This window comes from Arthrobacter sp. TMN-49 (assembly GCF_054511095.1).
The window spans coordinates 193,377-210,875 of record NZ_JBTNDH010000002.1; the positions used below are offsets into that span (position 1 = coordinate 193,377).

The 17,499-nt window shown below is 60.8% G+C and carries 14 protein-coding genes, 1 tRNA gene, 1 other RNA gene and 1 pseudogene; 6 read left to right on the plus strand and 11 right to left on the minus strand.

Going from position 1 to position 17,499, the window contains the following annotated elements:
- Positions 1-144: 144 nt before the first annotated feature.
- A complete protein-coding gene (locus ACX80E_RS02045) occupies positions 145-1,035 on the plus strand; it encodes a Nif3-like dinuclear metal center hexameric protein (protein ID WP_459300072.1) in 891 nt (296 codons plus the stop codon).
- A gap of 48 nt (positions 1,036-1,083) precedes the next feature.
- Positions 1,084-1,821: a zinc ribbon domain-containing protein gene (locus tag ACX80E_RS02050; RefSeq protein WP_459300039.1), complete on the plus strand. Its 738-nt coding sequence runs from the start codon at positions 1,084-1,086 to the stop codon at positions 1,819-1,821.
- Between the two features lie 105 nt (positions 1,822-1,926).
- Here the strand turns inward: ACX80E_RS02050 and ACX80E_RS02055 are convergent, their stop codons facing one another.
- Positions 1,927-2,691, minus strand: coding sequence for a YaaA family protein (locus ACX80E_RS02055; protein ID WP_459300041.1), 765 nt, complete (start codon positions 2,689-2,691; stop codon positions 1,927-1,929).
- Positions 2,692-2,967: 276 nt separating this feature from the next.
- Between ACX80E_RS02055 and ACX80E_RS02060 the strand changes: the two genes are divergently transcribed.
- From ACX80E_RS02060 to ACX80E_RS02070, 3 genes are all read left to right on the plus strand, one after another.
- Positions 2,968-4,458 carry a glyceraldehyde-3-phosphate dehydrogenase gene (locus tag ACX80E_RS02060; protein WP_459300042.1) on the plus strand — a complete coding sequence of 497 codons (1,491 nt, stop codon included), beginning with the start codon at positions 2,968-2,970 and terminating at the stop codon, positions 4,456-4,458.
- Positions 4,459-4,638: 180 nt separating this feature from the next.
- Positions 4,639-5,018, plus strand: an RNA gene (rnpB, locus tag ACX80E_RS02065) — RNase P RNA component class A.
- A 197-nt stretch (positions 5,019-5,215) separates the two neighbouring features.
- Positions 5,216-6,019, plus strand: coding sequence for an HNH endonuclease family protein (locus ACX80E_RS02070; protein ID WP_459300044.1), 804 nt, complete (start codon positions 5,216-5,218; stop codon positions 6,017-6,019).
- A gap of 31 nt (positions 6,020-6,050) precedes the next feature.
- Here ACX80E_RS02070 and ACX80E_RS02075 read toward each other — a convergent pair whose 3' ends face one another.
- The 8 genes from ACX80E_RS02075 to ACX80E_RS02110 form a co-directional block, all read right to left on the minus strand.
- Positions 6,051-7,658: a peptide chain release factor 3 gene (locus ACX80E_RS02075; protein ID WP_459300046.1), complete on the minus strand. Its 1,608-nt coding sequence runs from the start codon at positions 7,656-7,658 to the stop codon at positions 6,051-6,053.
- 96 nt (positions 7,659-7,754) lie between these two features.
- Entirely contained in the window at positions 7,755-8,615 is an 861-nt protein-coding gene (locus ACX80E_RS02080) for an acyltransferase domain-containing protein (protein ID WP_459300048.1), read from the minus strand.
- Positions 8,616-8,725: 110 nt separating this feature from the next.
- A complete protein-coding gene (locus ACX80E_RS02085) occupies positions 8,726-10,171 on the minus strand; it encodes a sugar porter family MFS transporter (RefSeq protein ID WP_459300050.1) in 1,446 nt (481 codons plus the stop codon).
- Positions 10,172-10,370: 199 nt separating this feature from the next.
- Positions 10,371-10,943: a peptide deformylase gene (def, locus tag ACX80E_RS02090; protein ID WP_459300052.1), complete on the minus strand. Its 573-nt coding sequence runs from the start codon at positions 10,941-10,943 to the stop codon at positions 10,371-10,373.
- A gap of 117 nt (positions 10,944-11,060) precedes the next feature.
- Positions 11,061-11,133 (minus strand) — tRNA-His (locus ACX80E_RS02095).
- Between the two features lie 177 nt (positions 11,134-11,310).
- The gene (gene orn / locus ACX80E_RS02100; RefSeq protein WP_459300054.1) at positions 11,311-11,907 is read right to left on the minus strand and encodes an oligoribonuclease; all 597 of its coding nucleotides are present in this window, start codon (positions 11,905-11,907) and stop codon (positions 11,311-11,313) included.
- Positions 11,908-11,963: 56 nt separating this feature from the next.
- A complete protein-coding gene (locus ACX80E_RS02105; protein ID WP_459300056.1) occupies positions 11,964-13,013 on the minus strand; it encodes a type IV toxin-antitoxin system AbiEi family antitoxin domain-containing protein in 1,050 nt (349 codons plus the stop codon).
- 468 nt (positions 13,014-13,481) lie between these two features.
- The gene (locus tag ACX80E_RS02110; protein ID WP_459300074.1) at positions 13,482-14,828 is read right to left on the minus strand and encodes a hypothetical protein; all 1,347 of its coding nucleotides are present in this window, start codon (positions 14,826-14,828) and stop codon (positions 13,482-13,484) included.
- Positions 14,829-15,119: 291 nt separating this feature from the next.
- Here ACX80E_RS02110 and mptB point away from each other — a divergent pair, with 291 nt between their 5' ends.
- Entirely contained in the window at positions 15,120-16,694 is a 1,575-nt protein-coding gene (gene mptB, locus ACX80E_RS02115) for a polyprenol phosphomannose-dependent alpha 1,6 mannosyltransferase MptB (protein ID WP_459300058.1), read from the plus strand.
- Positions 16,695-16,711: 17 nt separating this feature from the next.
- Here mptB and ACX80E_RS02120 read toward each other — a convergent pair whose 3' ends face one another.
- Together ACX80E_RS02120 and ACX80E_RS02125 are read right to left on the minus strand one after the other, a co-directional pair.
- Positions 16,712-16,969, minus strand: coding sequence for a DNA alkylation repair protein (locus ACX80E_RS02120; protein WP_459300060.1), 258 nt, complete (start codon positions 16,967-16,969; stop codon positions 16,712-16,714).
- Between the two features lie 37 nt (positions 16,970-17,006).
- A pseudogene (locus ACX80E_RS02125) lies at positions 17,007-17,261 on the minus strand (DNA alkylation repair protein); the annotation flags it as partial.
- Positions 17,262-17,499: the final 238 nt, after the last annotated feature.

Here is a 17,499-nt window from a genome sequence, read left to right on the forward strand (position 1 = left end):
CCATTCCCGTGCGTGGCAATGGCCGCACGCCAGTAAAGTAGGAACATGAGCAAGGAACCAATTTTTCCCACGCCCCACGCTGTTCCAGACGTGGTTGACGAAGAATCCCAAGCGCAGGAAACCCCTATCGACACTGCTGAGGATATGGACGGCCCGGAAACTGAGCAGCTTGAGCCCGGCAGTGCTGAGGACTTGGAGACACTCGTTCTTGCCGACGTATTGCTGGCAGTGGAGGAGCTCTGGCCCGAATCGCTGGCTGAAGACTGGGACCGTGTTGGCTTGGTGGTTGGCCGCCCCGAGGCTGAGGTGGAGCGGATCATGTTTGCCGTGGACCCCACACTGGAAGTCATTGATGAGGCCCTGGAATGGGGGGCGCAACTACTCATTACTCACCACCCCTTGTTGTTGAAGGGTGTGAATTCGGTGGCCGCCACTTCCGGCAAGGGCCGTGCCGTTCACCGGCTGATTGAGGGTGGCTGTGCCTTGCTCACAGTCCACACCAACGGCGATAGTGCTGTGGGCGGTGTGTCTGATGTTCTGGCCGATGTTCTAGGACTCAGCGACGTCCAGCCGCTGATGCCGGCAGCCCACGGACTGGTTGAAGAAGGAATTGGCCGGGTGGGCCTGCTGCCCGGTGTAGAAAAGTTGGGTGATCTGGCCGCCAGGGTGTTCCTGACGTTGCCAGCCGTTGCCGGTGGCGTCCGCGTTGCGGGGGACAGGGACGCATTGGTGCACAAAGTGGCTGTGTGTGGTGGCTCCGGTGACAGTTTGTTCAATGCGGTGCGCGCCAGCGACGCCGACGTTTTCGTCACAGCAGACTTGCGTCACCATCCGGCGTCGGAAGCTCGTGAAGCGCGGGCGGACGGCAAGCCATACCTCATCGATCTTTCGCACTTTGCCAGCGAATGGCTGTGGTTGCCGGCGGCGGCCAAGGCGTTGGGCAATGTGCTCGCGGACCAGGGGTTTGAGGCGGAATTGGTGGTCAGCCAAACCAACACGGACCCATGGGACTTTATTCTGACGCCCGGGAACTAGGCTGTCATAAGGATTGCACCACCCACACGATGTAGCAGGAGGATTTACATGGCTAAGGCAGCACCGGCAGAGCAGATGCGATTGCTGGATATCCAGGTTCTGGATGGCAAATTACGGGCTCTCGATGTTCAGGCGAAGACCCTGAAGGAAGATCCCAGACTCCCGGATCTCCACGCGGGTGTCACGGTGGCCAAGAGTGATCTTGTGGTTCTTGACACTGCCCTCAGTGATGCGCACCGGGCACTGACGAAGTCTGAAGATGATGTGGCAGCAGTTGTGGCACGCATTGAGCGCGACGATGCCAAGCTCAACAGTGGCACGGGCCTGTCTAAGGACCTCATGGCCCTCCAGAGTGAACTGGTGTCGCTAAACAAGCGTCGCGGCGAGCTCGAAGACACCGAGTTGGAGCGCATGGAGGCGTACGAGCAGGTCACTGCCCAGCAAGGCGCGCAACGAGCCCTGGTGGAGCAGATGCAATCAGTGCTGGATGAAGTTCTTGATGAGGTACGCAGCAAACTGGGTGCCTTGAAAATGGAGCGCGATGCCACATTGGCTGAACGTGCGGAATTGACCGCCACCTTTGCTCCTGAGCTGCTGGCCATCTACGAGCGTTCCTTGGCCAAGTACGGCGTGGGTGCTGCCCGGCTGTTCCATGGAAAGTCGGAAGGATCGGGCATGCAGCTAAGTGCCGGGGACTTGGTGGATATCAAGAAGGCCCCACCGGAGACGATTGTCTTCTGCCCGGATTCTGGCGCCATCCTGGTTCGCTCGGACGAGTGGAACTAGACACCCCAGCACAACTGGCCCGCAGAAAACGCCGAAAATTCACGAATTCGTGGATATTTTCGGCGTTTTCTGCGGGCCAGTTGCGATTGGCGGTGATTCGGGCTGTCAGTCGGTGAGAATGATGTTCAACGCGTGCGCCTTGCGGGCTGTGCCGGCCACAAGCTCCACCTGCCACTTTTCACCGGCAGCCGAGGCCAGCTGCTCAGGGGTTAGCGGCTCCTTGCCGCGGCGGGTGATCAAATGCCGCGCCAATTCCCCGCGCGTGTGCTTGGCGAAGTGCGAAACCACTTTGCGGGTGCCGTCGCGTTCGGTGAGAACGTTGACGGACACGGTGCGGTGCGGATCAGGAGCCCACGCGGCGGCGTAGCTGCTGGAGCGGCAATCCACCAGCAGGTGACCCTCGGCATGTCCATTGAGCGCTTGGGCTAGTTTTGGCTTCCAAAAACTGGCCAACTTGCCTAGGCCCGGCAGACCAACAGACATGGAAAGTCTGTAGGCGGGAATCCTGTCGCCAAAGCGCACGGCGCCCCACAGCCCTGAAATCACCAGCACGGTGGAGTCGGCTTTCTTCTTTTGTGCTGCGTTCATGCTGCTGTACCCCAGGGCGTCGAAGAGCACCCCTGAGTAGATGGTGTGTGCCGGGGCTGCCGGTTCATGGATCAGTCTGGTGTTTCTGCTGACCTCGTGGGCCAAGGTTGCCCCAACGCCCAGCTGGCTCAACGCGTCGTGCTGCTCGGAGACGGCGGCAAGGGCCAACGCCACCCCTTCCCTGGCTGGTGTCAGCTCGGGGAAACTGAGCTCGGCCAGATCCGCAGGTCTTCCTGCGTCGGCGGGGGTCTTACCTTCGGAGGGGGGCAACAAAATGAGCACCGTTCGAGTTTAGCGGCCGGTTCGCCCCTCGCATTCCACTGCCTTCGGAAATCGAACGGGCAGTAGATGTTGATGCTGGGCGCCAACATCAACATCTACTGCCCGTTCGCGGGGGCGGGGGCGCGGGATGGGCTGACGCGGGGGCGCGGGATGGGCTGACGCGGGAGTGGACCGGTCTAGTGAAGTGAATCACGGAACTCGCGCGTAACCTCGGCGCGCTGTCACACTAGATTTGGCTTGGACCAAGGGTGTTTTGAGCTAGAAGAGGTTATCTACGTGGTGCAACAACTCGTGACAAACAACTGCGACACAATTTTGGATTCGTGGATTGGCCGCGAATCCATGGCGGAGGCCATGATTCCGCTCATCGGCAGGCTGTACCGGGAGAACAATGTTCTCACCAGCATCCACGGCAGATCACTGATCAATCAGTCTGTCATTAGCCTTCTCAAAGCCCACCGCTTTGCCCGCCAGATTGACGATGTTGAACTTCCGGTGGAAGAAACCCTGCCACTGCTGCAGGTGCTTGCCAAGTTGCAACTAGGTGCAGCCTCGCTTGACCTGGCCCGGCTCAATGCAAATTTCAAGGCCTCGGATGAGAATGACCTTGAGACGTTCCTGCGCATCGAACTGGCCGACGTCGTCGATCGCTTCGGTGCTGATGAGCGCACCAGCACGGACGTAGTGTTGTACGGGTTCGGCCGCATCGGCCGCCTGCTGGCCCGTATCCTGATCGAACACGCCGGTGGCGGCCACGGGCTGCGCCTGCGCGCCATCGTGGTGCGCAAGGGTGGCGACGCCGATCTTACCAAGCGCGCCAGCCTGCTGCGCCGCGACTCCGTCCACGGCCCGTTCAACGGCACCATCACAGTTGACGCCGAGAACAACATCATCCTGGCCAACGGCACAGCCATCCAGGTCATCTACTCGGACAGCCCGGCCACCATTGACTACACGTCCTATGGCATCCACGACGCCCTGATCGTGGACAACACGGGCCGCTGGCGTGACGAGGAAGGCCTGTCCCAGCACCTGCAGAGCCGGGGCGCCGCCAGGGTCCTGTTGACGGCGCCGGGCAAGGGTGCGCTGAAGAACATTGTGCACGGCATCAACCACGGCACCATCACAGCCGAGGACACCATTGTCACCGCAGCCTCCTGCACCACGAACGCCATCACGCCCGTGCTGAAGGTGCTCAATGACAAGTACGGCATTGTGCACGGACATGTCGAGACGGTTCACTCGTTCACCAACGACCAGAACCTGACGGACAATTTCCACAAGGGTGACCGCCGGGGCCGCTCGGCCGCGTTGAACATGGTGCTGACCGAAACTGGCGCGGCGAAGGCTGTGGCCAAGGCCCTGCCCGAGCTCGAGGGCAAGCTGTCCGGCAACTCCATCCGGGTGCCCACCCCGAACGTGTCCATGGCCATCTTGAACCTGACCCTGGAAAACGGCACCACCAAGGACGAGGTCAACACGCACCTGCGCGACATGTCGCTGAATTCGGGCCTGCGCAAGCAGATCGACTTCATCGACTCACCCGAGGTGGTCTCCAGCGACTTTGTCGGCTCCCGCCGTGCCGGCATTGTGGACGGCTTGGCCACCATCAGCAACGATAAGCATCTGGTGCTCTACGTCTGGTACGACAACGAATTCGGCTACAGCTGCCAGGTGGTCCGCGTCATGGAGGAAATGGCCGGGGTTCACCCGCGCGCTTTCCCGGCGCTTGACGCCGTTGTCGAGCCGGTCGCAGTGCTGGTCTAGCTAACGTACTCAGGGCGGGTCCGGCGTCGAACAATAAAGTTCGACGGCGGACCCGCCTTTTGCGTGCCGGCCCACCGTGGGTGCGTCCCCGGCAAGGCGCCAGCCCTGTAGCGTCCACAGGGCTCCCCAAACTCGCTGCGCTCGTTTGTGGCCCCTCGCCCTGTAGACTTGACCACTGGATAGGGCAGCTAGGCAACCGCGCGTCACGCAAGTGGCTCGAGGAACGTCCGGGCTCCACAGAACAGGGTGGTGGGTAACGCCCACTCGGGGTAACCCGCAGGACAGTGCCACAGAGAAGAGACCGCCTGCACGGCTTCGACCGGAGCAGGTAAGGGTGAAACGGTGGTGTAAGAGACCACCAGTTCCCTAGGTGACTAGGGAAGCTAGGTAAACCCCACCCGGAGCAAGGCCAGACAGGGCATGATTGAGGGCTGTTCGCCCGAGTGTCTGGGTAGGCTGCTAGAGGGCGTCGGCAACGGCGTTCGTAGATGGATGGTTGCCTCTCCGCCGCGGGTAACTTCGGCGGATGACAAAACCCGGCGTAACGGCTGCCCTATCCAAACAAACAGGCCAATTCGTGCGCCTTGATTGCCCCTGTGGATAACTGGCGCCACCTTCCCGCGCAACCTTCTAAACTTAAAGTGACCGAGTTACCGGCACTACAATGCTCCGGGCACAAGGACGCACCACGGACCGGGTCAGCTGAGCCCAACAGCGGGAGTCCTTGCCTAGGGCGGGTCAGGGGTGAGGATGTCCCATGGCACGGCACGCGCAAGACGTCACCCAGCAGCGCACAGATAAGGCGCCACGGCCGCCCGTTCGGGAAGCCGTTTTGTTGGCCGTTGTGGTGCTGGTGGTTTTGGCCGGCTGGCTGCACAGCTCGGGTCGTTGGCCGTTCACACCGGATGCCGGTCCAGCGCCGGCGGTCACCACGCCCTCGCCCGCATTGGGCCAGCCCATAGCGGTTCTGACGTCAGCATCGGCTTTGGCCGTTCTGGAAACCCTTCAGGTCAAAGGTGAATCGCCGCAACCTGACTACCAACGCAGTGCCTTTGGCGAAGCGTGGCTGGATGCTGATGCCAATGGCTGCGACACTCGCAACGACGTCCTGCGCCGCGATCTGCAGGCGGTGCAGTTCACTGCGGGATCACTGTGTCTGGTGTCATCAGGCACGCTGAACGAGCCATACACCGGCAAGAACGTGCCATTCCAACGCGGCAAGGACACCAGCGAGGCCGTTCAAATTGATCACGTGGTGGCCCTGGGCAACGCCTGGCAAACGGGAGCCGCCATCCTGACGCCGCTGCAACGGCAGTCCCTGGCCAATGATCCGCTGAACCTCTTGGCCGTGGACGGGGACGCCAATCAAGACAAGAGCGCCGCCGATGCCGCCAGCTGGCTGCCACCCTCGAAAAAGTTCCGTTGCCACTATGTGGCCCGGCAAATATCGGTCAAAGCCGCCTACCAGCTGTGGGTGACGCCAGCCGAGAAGTGGGCCATGGAAAACGTTCTGGGCCGCTGCCCGAGGCAAGCGGCGCTGGGTTCCGGGTACGTGAAATAAACCCACCGCGCAGGAACAAAGCAGGGAATCCCTATTCGCGCTTAGTGCCGATCTCCGTCAAAGGCAGCTCCGGGTAGTTCTTTTCGACCCGGCGCATGGCCCAAATATCGTTGAACAGGGCCAGGAATTCACCATCACTGCGCTCCAGCACCTCAGCGCCGTGGACAGTGCTCAGCGTGGCTGCGGCGTCCGGCGTCGTCAATCTGGCGAGGCTGTAGGGGAGGCGCTCTAGACGCATGGGGGCGTTGAAGTCGTGATGCATGCGGTCCTCGACAACTTCAAACTGCATGGGGCCCACGGCCGCCAGCACGGGTGCCTGGTCTCCGCGCAGGTCCGAACGCAGCACCTGGATGACGCCTTCATGCTCAAGCTGCTCGATGCCGCGGCGGAACTGCTTGTACTTGCTGGGATCCTTGGAGCGGGCCACCTGGAAGTGTTCCGGGGCGAAGAGCGGAATGGCCGGGTACTCCACCGATTCCTCAACAAACAAGGTGTCGCCCACGCGCAGCGTGGAGGCGTTGACCAGGCCAACAACATCGCCCGGGAAGGCTGTGTCAATCACTTCGCGGTCGCGGCCAAAGACCTGCTGGGCGTACTTGGTCGCGAAGGATTTGCCGGTGCGGGTTTGGGTGACAACCATGCCACGCTCAAACATGCCGGAGCAGACCCGGATGAAGGCCACGTGGTCGCGGTGGGCCTGGTTCATGCCGGCCTGTACCTTGAAGACAAAACCTGAGAACGGAGCATCCACCGGGCGGGTGGCGCCGGCCACGTCGGGGCGTGGTGAGGCGGGCGGTGCGAAGTCCACCAGGGTGTCCAGAATCTGCTTCACACCAAAGTTCAGTGCGGCTGAGGAGAACAGCAGGGGAGTGGCCTTGCCGGCATAGAACGCCGCCAAATCCACGGGAGCGTCGACATCTACCACCAAGCTGGCTTCCTCGGTGGAATCGGTCCAGGCCTCCCCTTCGGATTCGGCGGCCGCCTCAGGGGTCATGTATTCGGTCAGTGCAATCTGGGCACCGGAGCTGTTACGTGCAAACTTGGCGAACTCGTTGCGGCGGATGTCCCACACGCCCCGGAAGTCGCCGGCGATGCCGATGGCCCAGGTCAGCGGCATGGGCGTGAGCCCCGTGCGCTCGGTGATTTCATCCATCAATTCCAGCGGATCCAGACCGGGCCTGTCCCACTTGTTGATGACTGTGATGATGGGCAGATTGCGTTGCCGGCACACCTCAAAAAGTTTCATGGTCTGTGTTTCCAGACCCTTACCGGCGTCAACAAGCATGACGGCACAATCCACAGCCGCCAGCACGCGGTACGTATCTTCGGAGAAGTCGGCGTGGCCGGGGGTGTCGAGCAGGTTGATGACAGTGTCACGGTAGGAAAACTGCAGCGCTGCGGAGCTGATCGAGATGCCGCGGTCCTTCTCCATCTGCTGCCAGTCCGAGATCGTGTCCCTCCGGTTGGACTTGCCGTTGGTTGCCCCGGCTGTGCCAATCACCTTGGCGTGCAATGCCAACGCTTCCGTCAGCGTGGACTTACCCGCATCAGGGTGCGAAATAACGGCGAAGGTTCGCCGACGTTCCGCCTGGCCGGTAATTTCGGTGGCGCGGGCGGGGGGTTGGGCCGGAGAGGACACAAGACTACTTTCTAGCGGCGAAAAGAATGTTCAGGCGGAGGCAAGACACCAACTACCAAGTTTACCGCAGCGAGGGGGCATCCAGTGGGCAGGGGTCTAACGGGGCAATTCGAGGGAACCGAAACCCAACTGCCAAGTACCTCCGGCATCGATGCGCTCCAGGACAATCCTTTGCAACGCCGTCGTCCGCGGCAGGGAATCGACGTTCTCCAGGCTGCGGGTGCGGAAGGTGAAATAGACGGCGTCGGTGGGTTCGTCGCGAGGTTCGCCGTACGGGGTGAACAACGCCGCAAAAGTGGCGATGTTGGTGCCCGGCTCCAACTGCGTGGCCAGGTAGGGGTCCAGCAGCCAGGACTCGCAATTGGCGGTGCGAACCGGCTGGTCTGCAAAGTGTTCTTCAAAGAATGGGCGGGCCAGGGCCAGGCTCTCGTTCACAGTTGTTGCACCCAATCCGCCGCCCTCGGGGATATGAATACCCAGGATCCACTCCTCGGCGTCAACACCGGGGATGGCCGCTTTGGGCTGGTGAATGAGGTACTGCAGCCGGCCCAGCTGGTAGAGGCGGCCGGAAAATACCTGGTTTAGCCATTTGTAGGTGTCCATGCCGAAGCGGTTGTGAACACGGCGGTTGATGGCCATGTTCCGGCCAAAATCGGCCAGCGTCGCACGGGAGATGGCGTCGGGAATGTTCCGCCCGGCGTGCCACTGCAAGAGGTGGGGGACAAACGTCAGCATGGCGCGCAGCCAATCAAGCTCTGTCACGGGGTGTTCGTCGGTGCCCAGTTCCGGCACCGAATCATCGGCACTGCCAAGTCGCTCCAGCAGGTAGCCGTACACCTTGGCTGCGGCCGGGCTAAGCGGGCTCTCCATGAGTGCCAAACATTCGGCACGATCGCCGGGGGCAATGCCCAAGTAGTCAAGTGTCAGGTCGGGGCTCATGGCGGTGCGCGAGGTCATGGGGTTAGTTTAGCGAACCCGCGGCTGCTGCATTGGCCCGCCAGCAAACAACTATGCGCAGAACCCATCACGGGTCCTGCGCATAGTTCACGCCCCGGCAGGCGAAGGAGCTACTGGTTCTCTTTGGGCTTTTTCACAAACAATGTTTCGGCCTGTTCCAAGGACATCCCGTTGGTTTCGGGGATCTTGAACATGACGAAGAAGAAGGACGCGGCAGCAAAGAGTGCATACATGCCGTAGGTCAAGGGCAGGGATGCGGCGGCCATGGCCGGGAACGTCAAGGTGATCAGGAAGTTGGCCACCCACTGGGCGGCAGCGGCCAAACCCAGGGCGCGGGCACGGATGCGTGACGGGAAGATCTCACCCAAGAGCACCCAAACCAATGGTCCCCACGATGCGCCGAAGCTGACCACAAACACGTTCGCCGCAACCAAAGCAACAGGTCCCCAGGCGCCGGGAAGGCTCATGTCCGAGCCGCTGCCTGTCGCCGCCGCGAAGGCAAGTGCCATGGTGCCCAGGGACACGGCCATGCCGATGGAACCCGTGAGCAGGATGGGACGGCGCCCAATCCTGTCCACCAGTGCGATGGCCACGAGTGTCACCAGAATGTTGACCACCGCTGTTACCACCGAGATGCTCAGTGAGTCCTTCTCCTGGAAGCCCACTGCCTGCCACAACGTGGTGGAGTAGTAGAAGATGACATTGATGCCAACGAACTGCTGCAATACGGAGAGGATAATACCTATCCACACCACCGGCATGAGCCCGAGACGTTTTCCACGCAGTGAGCCCTTCCGCGCCGAGAGGGAGTCTTCCTTGACGGCGTCCTTGATTTCGCGGATGCTGCGCTCCGTGTCATCGTCGGGGGCGATGGTCTTGAAGACCTTTGCTGCATCTTCCTCTTTGCCTTGAAGCACCAGGAAGCGTGGGGACTCGGGAAGGACAAAGGCGATCCAGCCGTAGGCAATCGCAGGGACTACACCGGCCAGGAACATCCAGCGCCACGCCGGCAGCCCGAACCACAGCTCCTGCAGTGCGCCACCGGCAGCATTGGCGAACAACGCATCAGAGAGCAGCGCAGCGAAGATACCGATGGTGATGGCAAGCTGCTGCAGGGAAGCGAGTCGTCCGCGGTGGCGTCGCGGGGATATTTCGGAAATGTAGGCCGGGGCAATCACCGACGCCAGGCCAATGCCCAGACCGCCCACCAGACGCCAGAAGATCAAGTCGACGACGTTGAAGGCAAGTCCGGTACCCAGGGCGCTGACCAAAAACAGTGCCGCACCAAGTTTCATGGCGGGGATGCGGCCCTTGGCGTCGGCGATCTTGCCTGCCATGAAGGCGCCCACTGCGCAGCCGAGAAGTGCTATGGCGACGGCAAAGCCGGTGAGGGTGTCGCCCAGTTTGAAATCGCCCTGGATGGCATCCACGGCGCCGTTGACAACCGAGGAGTCGAAGCCAAAGAGGAACCCACCCACTGCGCCGGCTACGGCGAGGCCCACCACTTTGCGGGGGATGGTGTTTGCTGTGGAGTGTGGAGTTTTGATGCTGGTCATGGTTCCCCCTTGTGGCAGCTATTCATGAGGGAACTGGCCGGGTCGACAATAAGGTGCAGAGTAATCTCTAAGCCAAGTTACTGCATGCCAGCTAATCGTCGAGCAGAATATGCCGCCCACAATCGTGTGACATATCACTCATGAGTGGTATGGCACAGCCGGGCCGGCCGTGTGCGTGCGAGCAAGAGAGGAGGTGTGGCTAGTGCCCGAACGGGTCGGGATCCACGCCCGGCAGCCAGGTCAGGCCGGCAACGCCCCAGCCGTTGTTCTTGGCAGAGCGTTTGGCCTTCTTGGCGTAGCGGGCGTTGAGTCTATCCACGTAGAGTTTGCCGTCCAAGTGGTCGTATTCGTGCTGCATGCACCGGGCAAACCAGCCGGTTGCCTCAAAGTCCAGCGGATTGCCGTCCACGTCGAAGCCGCGCACGCGCACCCATTCGGCTCGCTTGAGTGGGAAGTCAATGCCAGGGACGGACAGGCAGCCCTCCACCTCGTCATCGGGATCGGGGGTGTTGCCGGAAATCTTTCCGACGGTGAGCGTGGGGTTCACCACGACACCCCTGGCGGGGACGTCGTCGTCGTTCTCCATTTGGTAGGTGAACAGGCGCAAGCCAACACCAACCTGCGGGGCTGCCAAGCCAACACCATTGGCCGCGTCCATGGTTTCGTACATGTCCGCCACAAGACTCTTGAGGTTTTCGTCAAAAGCCATGACCTGATCGGCGCGGCGGTGGAGCACGGGCTCACCCAAAATAGTCACGGGAAGGATGGTCATGACGGCTTCCTTTTCAGGTTCGGAATTCAGGCTCACGTTTTACAGCATCGATGGCAATGAAAAACACCCCGATCAAATGACCGGGGTGTTTTCGTGATTCCGTGGAACCACTTTCGGGGTGAGATACGGGGGTTGAACCCGCGACCTCCTGGACCACAACCAGGCGCTCTGCCAACTGAGCTAATCCCACCATGTCGGCCGCAACTACAGCAACATTCTTTTGGAATGTCCTGTGTGCTTGTGGCAACGACGACTAGTCTACATGAGCTGTAGGGCGTTCAAAACCAAAACAGGCCCGTAGGGCCAAGTTGTGAGCTAGATCGCATTTTTGCGGCAGGAATTCCGCGTAAACACCTGGAATTCGCGTTTAGTACTTAGCTGCAATCTTCTTTGCGGTGTTGGTATCGGGCCCCGGTGCCGGCACAAAGACGGCTTCACGGTAGTACTTGAGCTCATTGATGCTGTCCTTGATGTCGCCCAGGGCGCGGTGTCCGCCGGTCTTGGCAGGGGACTGGAAATAAGCGCGCGTGTACCAACGACGCGAGAGTTCCTTGATGGTGGAAACGTCGATGACCCGGTAGTGCAGGTGTTCCACGAGTTCTGGCATGTCACGGCTGAGAAAAACCTTGTCTGTGCCGATGGAGTTTCCGGCCAGCGGGGCTTTGTTGGGCTGCGGCACATGCTTTTGGATGTACGCCAACACCTGCGCCTGCGCGTCTTCCATGGTGGTGCCGCCAGCTAGTTCCTCTATCAGTTTCGAGGAGGTGTGCATGTCGCGCACAAAGTCGCCCATCTGCGCCAAGGCCTCATCGCTGGGCTTGATGACAACATCAATACCGTCGCCCAGAATGTTCAGTTCGGAATCTGTTACGAGCGCCGCCACCTCGATCAAGGCATCATTGACGGCGTCAAGGCCAGTCATCTCACAGTCAATCCACACAATGCGTTCATTATTAATAGCCACGCGTCAAATGTACCGTGAACCCCGCACCTGCCGCCGCGCTTGCCCGCCGTGGGCGATCATTGCATCCCGCCCTTGCGCAGCGCGGACAACAACCGTGATTTGAAAAGATGCTCATTGAAGAGGTCCTTCCAGCCGATGCGGATGACCGTCCAGCCCAATTCAATGAGTTCATTTTCACGTATTCTTTCAGCGCGCAGGACTTCTTGGGTGGGACGGTAGTTGAAGTACTTCCCTTCGCCATCAAACTCGAGGATTACTTTGTAGCCGGGCCAGGCGAAATCTGCGCGATAGTCGCCGTGACGGGTGGTCAGTTTGAATTGCAGTTGGGCTGGCTCAATGTTGCACACGCTGAGGAGATCCCGTGTGAGGGTCTCTCCTGCCGATTCAGAATCACCTGTTGCGAAGGCGAGTGCTGCGCGGAAGATTCGAATCCCGCGGTGCTTGTCCAAGGCCCTGGCTTCGCGTTCCAAGGCTGAGCGTGGGACGCCTGTGTGCAACGCATGGTCCATGAGGATGAGAGCTTGTTTGTAGCTCATGGTCAAGGCGCAATCCACAGTCGTTCGCAGGACAGTGGTTGCCAGCAGGCCATCCACAATGGTGCACTGATCCGCTGGGAGAGGCCGGCAATGAACCTTCACGTCGGAGGCTCTTTGCACGGTTGAGTTCTTGGCCGTGCGAGTTACGTGGATGAAGGAATCGGCATTCCAGAGGGGTAGCTGGTGCAATCTGGCCGCCGACACGTGGCTGTAGACGGAGTATGCGCGCTCTGATGCAACAGCCGCGTGGGCGTGCAAGAAGACAAGCGTTCTTGCTTGATCTGCTGGGTCAAGGGCATTCCAGTAGCTGGCCCTGACATAGCACCCCCGACGAGCCTTGTGGAGTATCCCCGCGCCAACCAGCGCGCGAATGGACCCGGCGTTGAGTCCGGCGTCATTGAGTTGGCGGGAACGCCATGCATGTTCGCCCGGGGGCAATCGCGTTTGGAGCCCTAGCGGTGCTGCCGGTACCACGCGGGCTGCAAAACCTGGCAGCAGGTGAAGTCCCTGACCATTGCCATTGAACGAGTCAGGACTACCGGTGTGGTTCGAAGCTGGTGAGGCGTCCATCCTTCAATCCTGAGGGCGAATGGTGGTCGCCACCAGACAGATTGGGCAATCTGTGGATAACGCACGCCTGCTTCCGCGTAAAAGTGCGGAGCAGTTTGTCGGCTGGCCCGTTATGGTCGGCGCTCGGTCCAATTCGGTCGCTGCGGTTTCTGGCCGAGGTAGCCGGTTAGCGTCGAGACCCGGGTACCGCGTATGTGGGTTTCGACGCTAACCGGCTACCTCGGCGAATTGGGGGGCGTGGGTGGGGTGGGTTTCGACGCTAACCGGCTACCTCGACCCGGACCGGCTACCTCGGCGCGGGGGCAAATAGTCCTCCGGGGCTGATGGCATCGCCCGATCGGGCGGGATCTAGCCTAAAAGCAACCGTTGACGGTAGTGCGCCCCGCCGCTCAAGGTGGCGCTATCCGTGTCACTCAAGGTGACGCTATCTAGGCCCGAACAAACAGTCCTGCGTTGGGCCCAGGATTCCTAAGACTCCTCGGCCGCGGCGGAAGCGGCGCCGGTCGCTGTAACCACCGAATCGCCCGACGTGTCCCCGGCGGCACCGGCGGCAGCAGCTGTGGAGGGTGCGGCGTCGTGCTTGGGAATCGAGGAAGGATCACGGCCCAACAAGAACAACTGGCGCACGCTCCACACAAACAGGATCACCAGCAACACGTTCCGCGCCGTCAACACAGCAGCCATGACGGCGTTGTTGTTGGAAAGGTCGTTGTAGAAAAGCGGGAAGACCAAGAACGTGAGGATGGCCACGCCAATGAGCATGGTGGCCGGGACCCGCCACGCCTTCCATTGGTGGGCCAGACCCACGGCAACCGCTGGTGCCAGCCACACCATGAACTGCGGGGAGCCCACCTTGTTGAACACCACGAACGCGGTGGTCAGGGCGAGCGATCCGAACAGGAGCAGGGCTGTCCTGTCGGCGCCACCGCTGCGCTTGCCCGTGTGCAGGGCCCAAAAAATGAGGCCCGCCACGAGCAGCGCCGCAGCTACCAACAGCGGTTGCATGAGAAAACTCATGACCTCGGAGCCGGGCCCGTCCACCTGCATGGAGTTGATGTCCATGTTCATGTACATGTGCGCGTCGCCAAGGCCCAGCACGCTCATCCACAGCCATGGTGTGGTGAACGTGGCTTCGAGCTGCATGCCGCGGTCGCCTTGTTCAAGCAGGAAATTGAGAAGCTTGTGTGCCGAGTTCATGCTCAGCGCCAGCACCACCACGAAAGCTGTGATCAACATGCCCGCCAGAACCACACGCACCCGCTGCTTCACCACTGTGAAAAGCGCAAGCACGACGGCGGCCGGCCAGACTTTGGTCCACGTGGCCACACTGAGGATCAGTGAGGTCAGGAACGGGCTGGCCACGCCAAGAGACAATGCGATGAGCACCACGGGGGCTGTGAACCCGTCAACCCGGGCGAAGCCCAGCCACGCCATCAACGCGGAGAAGGAAATCCACCACAGCGCTGCCGGAATGGCTGAACGATTTTTACCCCAACTGGTGAGTTTGCCCACGGCAAGGGTGTTCAAACCAGCAATCATCAGAACCCAGATGAACAAGAAGGGCCCCTCACCGAAGATGTACGCCACGGCGATGGGGACCAACGCCAGGAGTGGGTAAATCCAGGGACTGGGGCCAAGTATGCGGGTCTCATCGAAGCCGACCGAAGCCCAGATGCGGTAGATGAACGTGTCGCTATAGGCTTCCCCCCGCAGCGACAACAGGCCTGCGAACACAAGGAACACCAGGTGAACCGTACCGAAGACGCACCACATGCCCGGGGGAGTTTTCAACCAGTTCTGGATCCGGGCGGGCATCACTGCATCCCGTAGGCGGGCAAGGGTGGAAAAAAACGTATCGGTGGAGATGGTCCAGTCCTTCGTGAGTGTGGCGGCGGCCTGAGCCGAACGCAGGCAATCCGTAAACCACGCCGAGTACATGGCCAATGGTCTTAGGAGATGCCCGGCTGGAGTGGGTAGACTGCCAAGAACGGAGTCCTTGGCCGTTTACATATTAGCGCAGCCGGGTCTTGTTCCCCGGGTTCGCCCTCCCCTGTGCATGCCAAGCGGGCCTACCACGAGGGGCAACGATAGTTCAGGAGTTTGTTGTTGACCAGCACTGAAATTGCCATGCCGGAGGTGAGGAATCGGGTGTTCGCCAAACTGCCTATTCGCACCGGCACCGCCTCCTCAGCCGTCTGGCAGGGCTTTGCTGGCTCGCTGCTGTTGCTGATGGGTTCCCTGGGTGTCGGCTGGCTGGCCAGCAGTTCGGTGCTCATCAGGTCGCCCTTGTTCATTTTTGCCCGGACCACCCCCACAGCTGTCATCTGCGCAACAGTCCTGTTGTGTTTAGGTGCGCTGTTGATGTTGCGCGCGTGGCTGCGGCTGAGCCAGCATTTGCGTGGATGGTCCGACGAATCAGGCCCTATCCTGAAGAAGGCGCTCATCTTGTGGGTAGCGCCCATGATGGTGGCGTTGCCGCTCTTTAGCCGTGATTCGTACGCCTACATTGGTCAGGGCCGGCTCATGCAGCAGGGTTTGGACCCGTACACCAACGGAATCTCTGCGCTCAACAACTACTTCCTGCTGGGCCCTGACACCTTGTGGACAGAAGCCCCAACACCGTACGGGCCGTTGTGGTTGTGGTTGGAGCATTTGGCGGTGCTGATACCAGCCAGCAGCCCAGAAATTGCTTTGATCCCGTTCCGACTGGCCAGTCTGGCGGGCGTGGTGCTGCTGGCCATTTATGTGCCAAAACTTGCACAGCGGCACGGATTTAACCCGCACCGGGCGCTGTGGCTTGCCGTTTTGAACCCGGTAACACTGATGAATTTCATTGCCAGTGTGCACAACGATTCCCTCATGATGGGTCTTGTGGTGGCAGGCCTTTACTACGCCAGCACCAAACGGGCCGTGGTGGGTATTTTGTTTGTCACGGCCTCCATTGCCATCAAACCCATCACACTGATTGCACTGCCCTTTGTGGGGTTGCTTTGGGCCGGATCGCGGGCCGGCTGGGTCCGCAAATTTGTCTTCTGGGCCGCTACCCTGGGCATTTCCGCCGGTGTCATGGCTGCCATGGGGGCGATAAATGGCCTGGGATTCGGCTGGTTGGCGGCACTGCAAACCCCTGGCACCATCTGGCACTGGTACGCGCCGGTGGGCATCGGATCGGTATCGATCGGTTCATTTGTGGACTGGTTGGGCGGTAGTGGCACCCCCATTGCCGATGGTATTCAAAAGGTTGCCCAGGTTGTTTCGATCTTGATTGTCATGGCTTTGGCCTTCCTCAAGGTGCGCTTGGCGCCAACCGGGGGACTTGGCGAGGACTTGCCCGAGGCTCAGCGGTATAGTCACGCCGTGATGCGCCGCATGGCGTGGGCTTTTTCCGCCGTGGTTTTGCTCGCCCCGATGATTCAGCCCTGGTATGTGGTGTGGTTGTTGGCGTTCTTCGCCATCACGGGGATCAAGGACGGCTGGCCGTTGCGCATTGTGTTCTACCTCAGTGCGTTCTTTACCTTGATCGCCCTCACTGACCAACTAAGCGTGTTCCCGTGGATTCCCATGGTGGCGGTGCGCAGCGTGGCCGTTGGTGTTGCCTTGCTGGGCATCCTTTACATAACCCTGTGGGATAAGAAGACCAGTGAACTGTTCAAGCGGGACAGACTGTCCATCAAGCCTTAACAGTAGGCAGCTGATGCCTACGCGTTCACATGTTTGAGGGCTTCACGCCGTGACAGCGGGCTGAGCTGGCTTTCATGGTCGGCAACATAACTGCGCACCCACGCGGGGTCCGTTCTGGCATATTGGCGCAACGCCCAACCGATTGCCTTGCGAATGAAGAACTCCTTGTCCGCCAGATTGGGCGCAAAAACGTCCCCGAGTAGCTTCGTGTCGGTGGCTGCCTTGGCGGGCAATTGGGCGATGATGGCCGCCCCGCCAGAAATTCGGGTGCACACTCCACCCCCGCTGCACCGGCTCCATGGTTTCGCGGTGCTGTTGCAGAAGATCGTGCAGGCGCGGTGCCACGGAATCCACATAGTCCCACCATTGTCCCGTCTCAATCACGACGGCGTAAAACGGCAGGAGCCCCGGCTCACCGCGGGCTGGACGTGAGTCCGTGAGCATGATGGCGGCGTAGCGTTCCTCCCGAAACTCGGCGCCGTGCCACAGCGCAGTGACTGTGGAGCGGAGCTGTTCCACACTGGCAAAGGGGTGCTCCTTGGCGAGCGTCCGCACGGTTTTTCGCACCGCGGGGGAGGGACACCAAGATACGGCATGTCCGATTTCATGTACGCGGCCATTCCCTCAGCCTTGTCCGGAATGGCCACCAGATTCAGGGCCGGGCGCAGGGCAGTGAGGAACAAGCGGTTGTGGGAATCGGCGTCGAACGACATTTCCTCAGCGTAGCGACCCCGGGAGGCCGGTGTTGGGGGGCGGGGGGGGGGGGAGGGGGGCGGAGGTTTGCAATGAGCAAAACGGGGGGAAG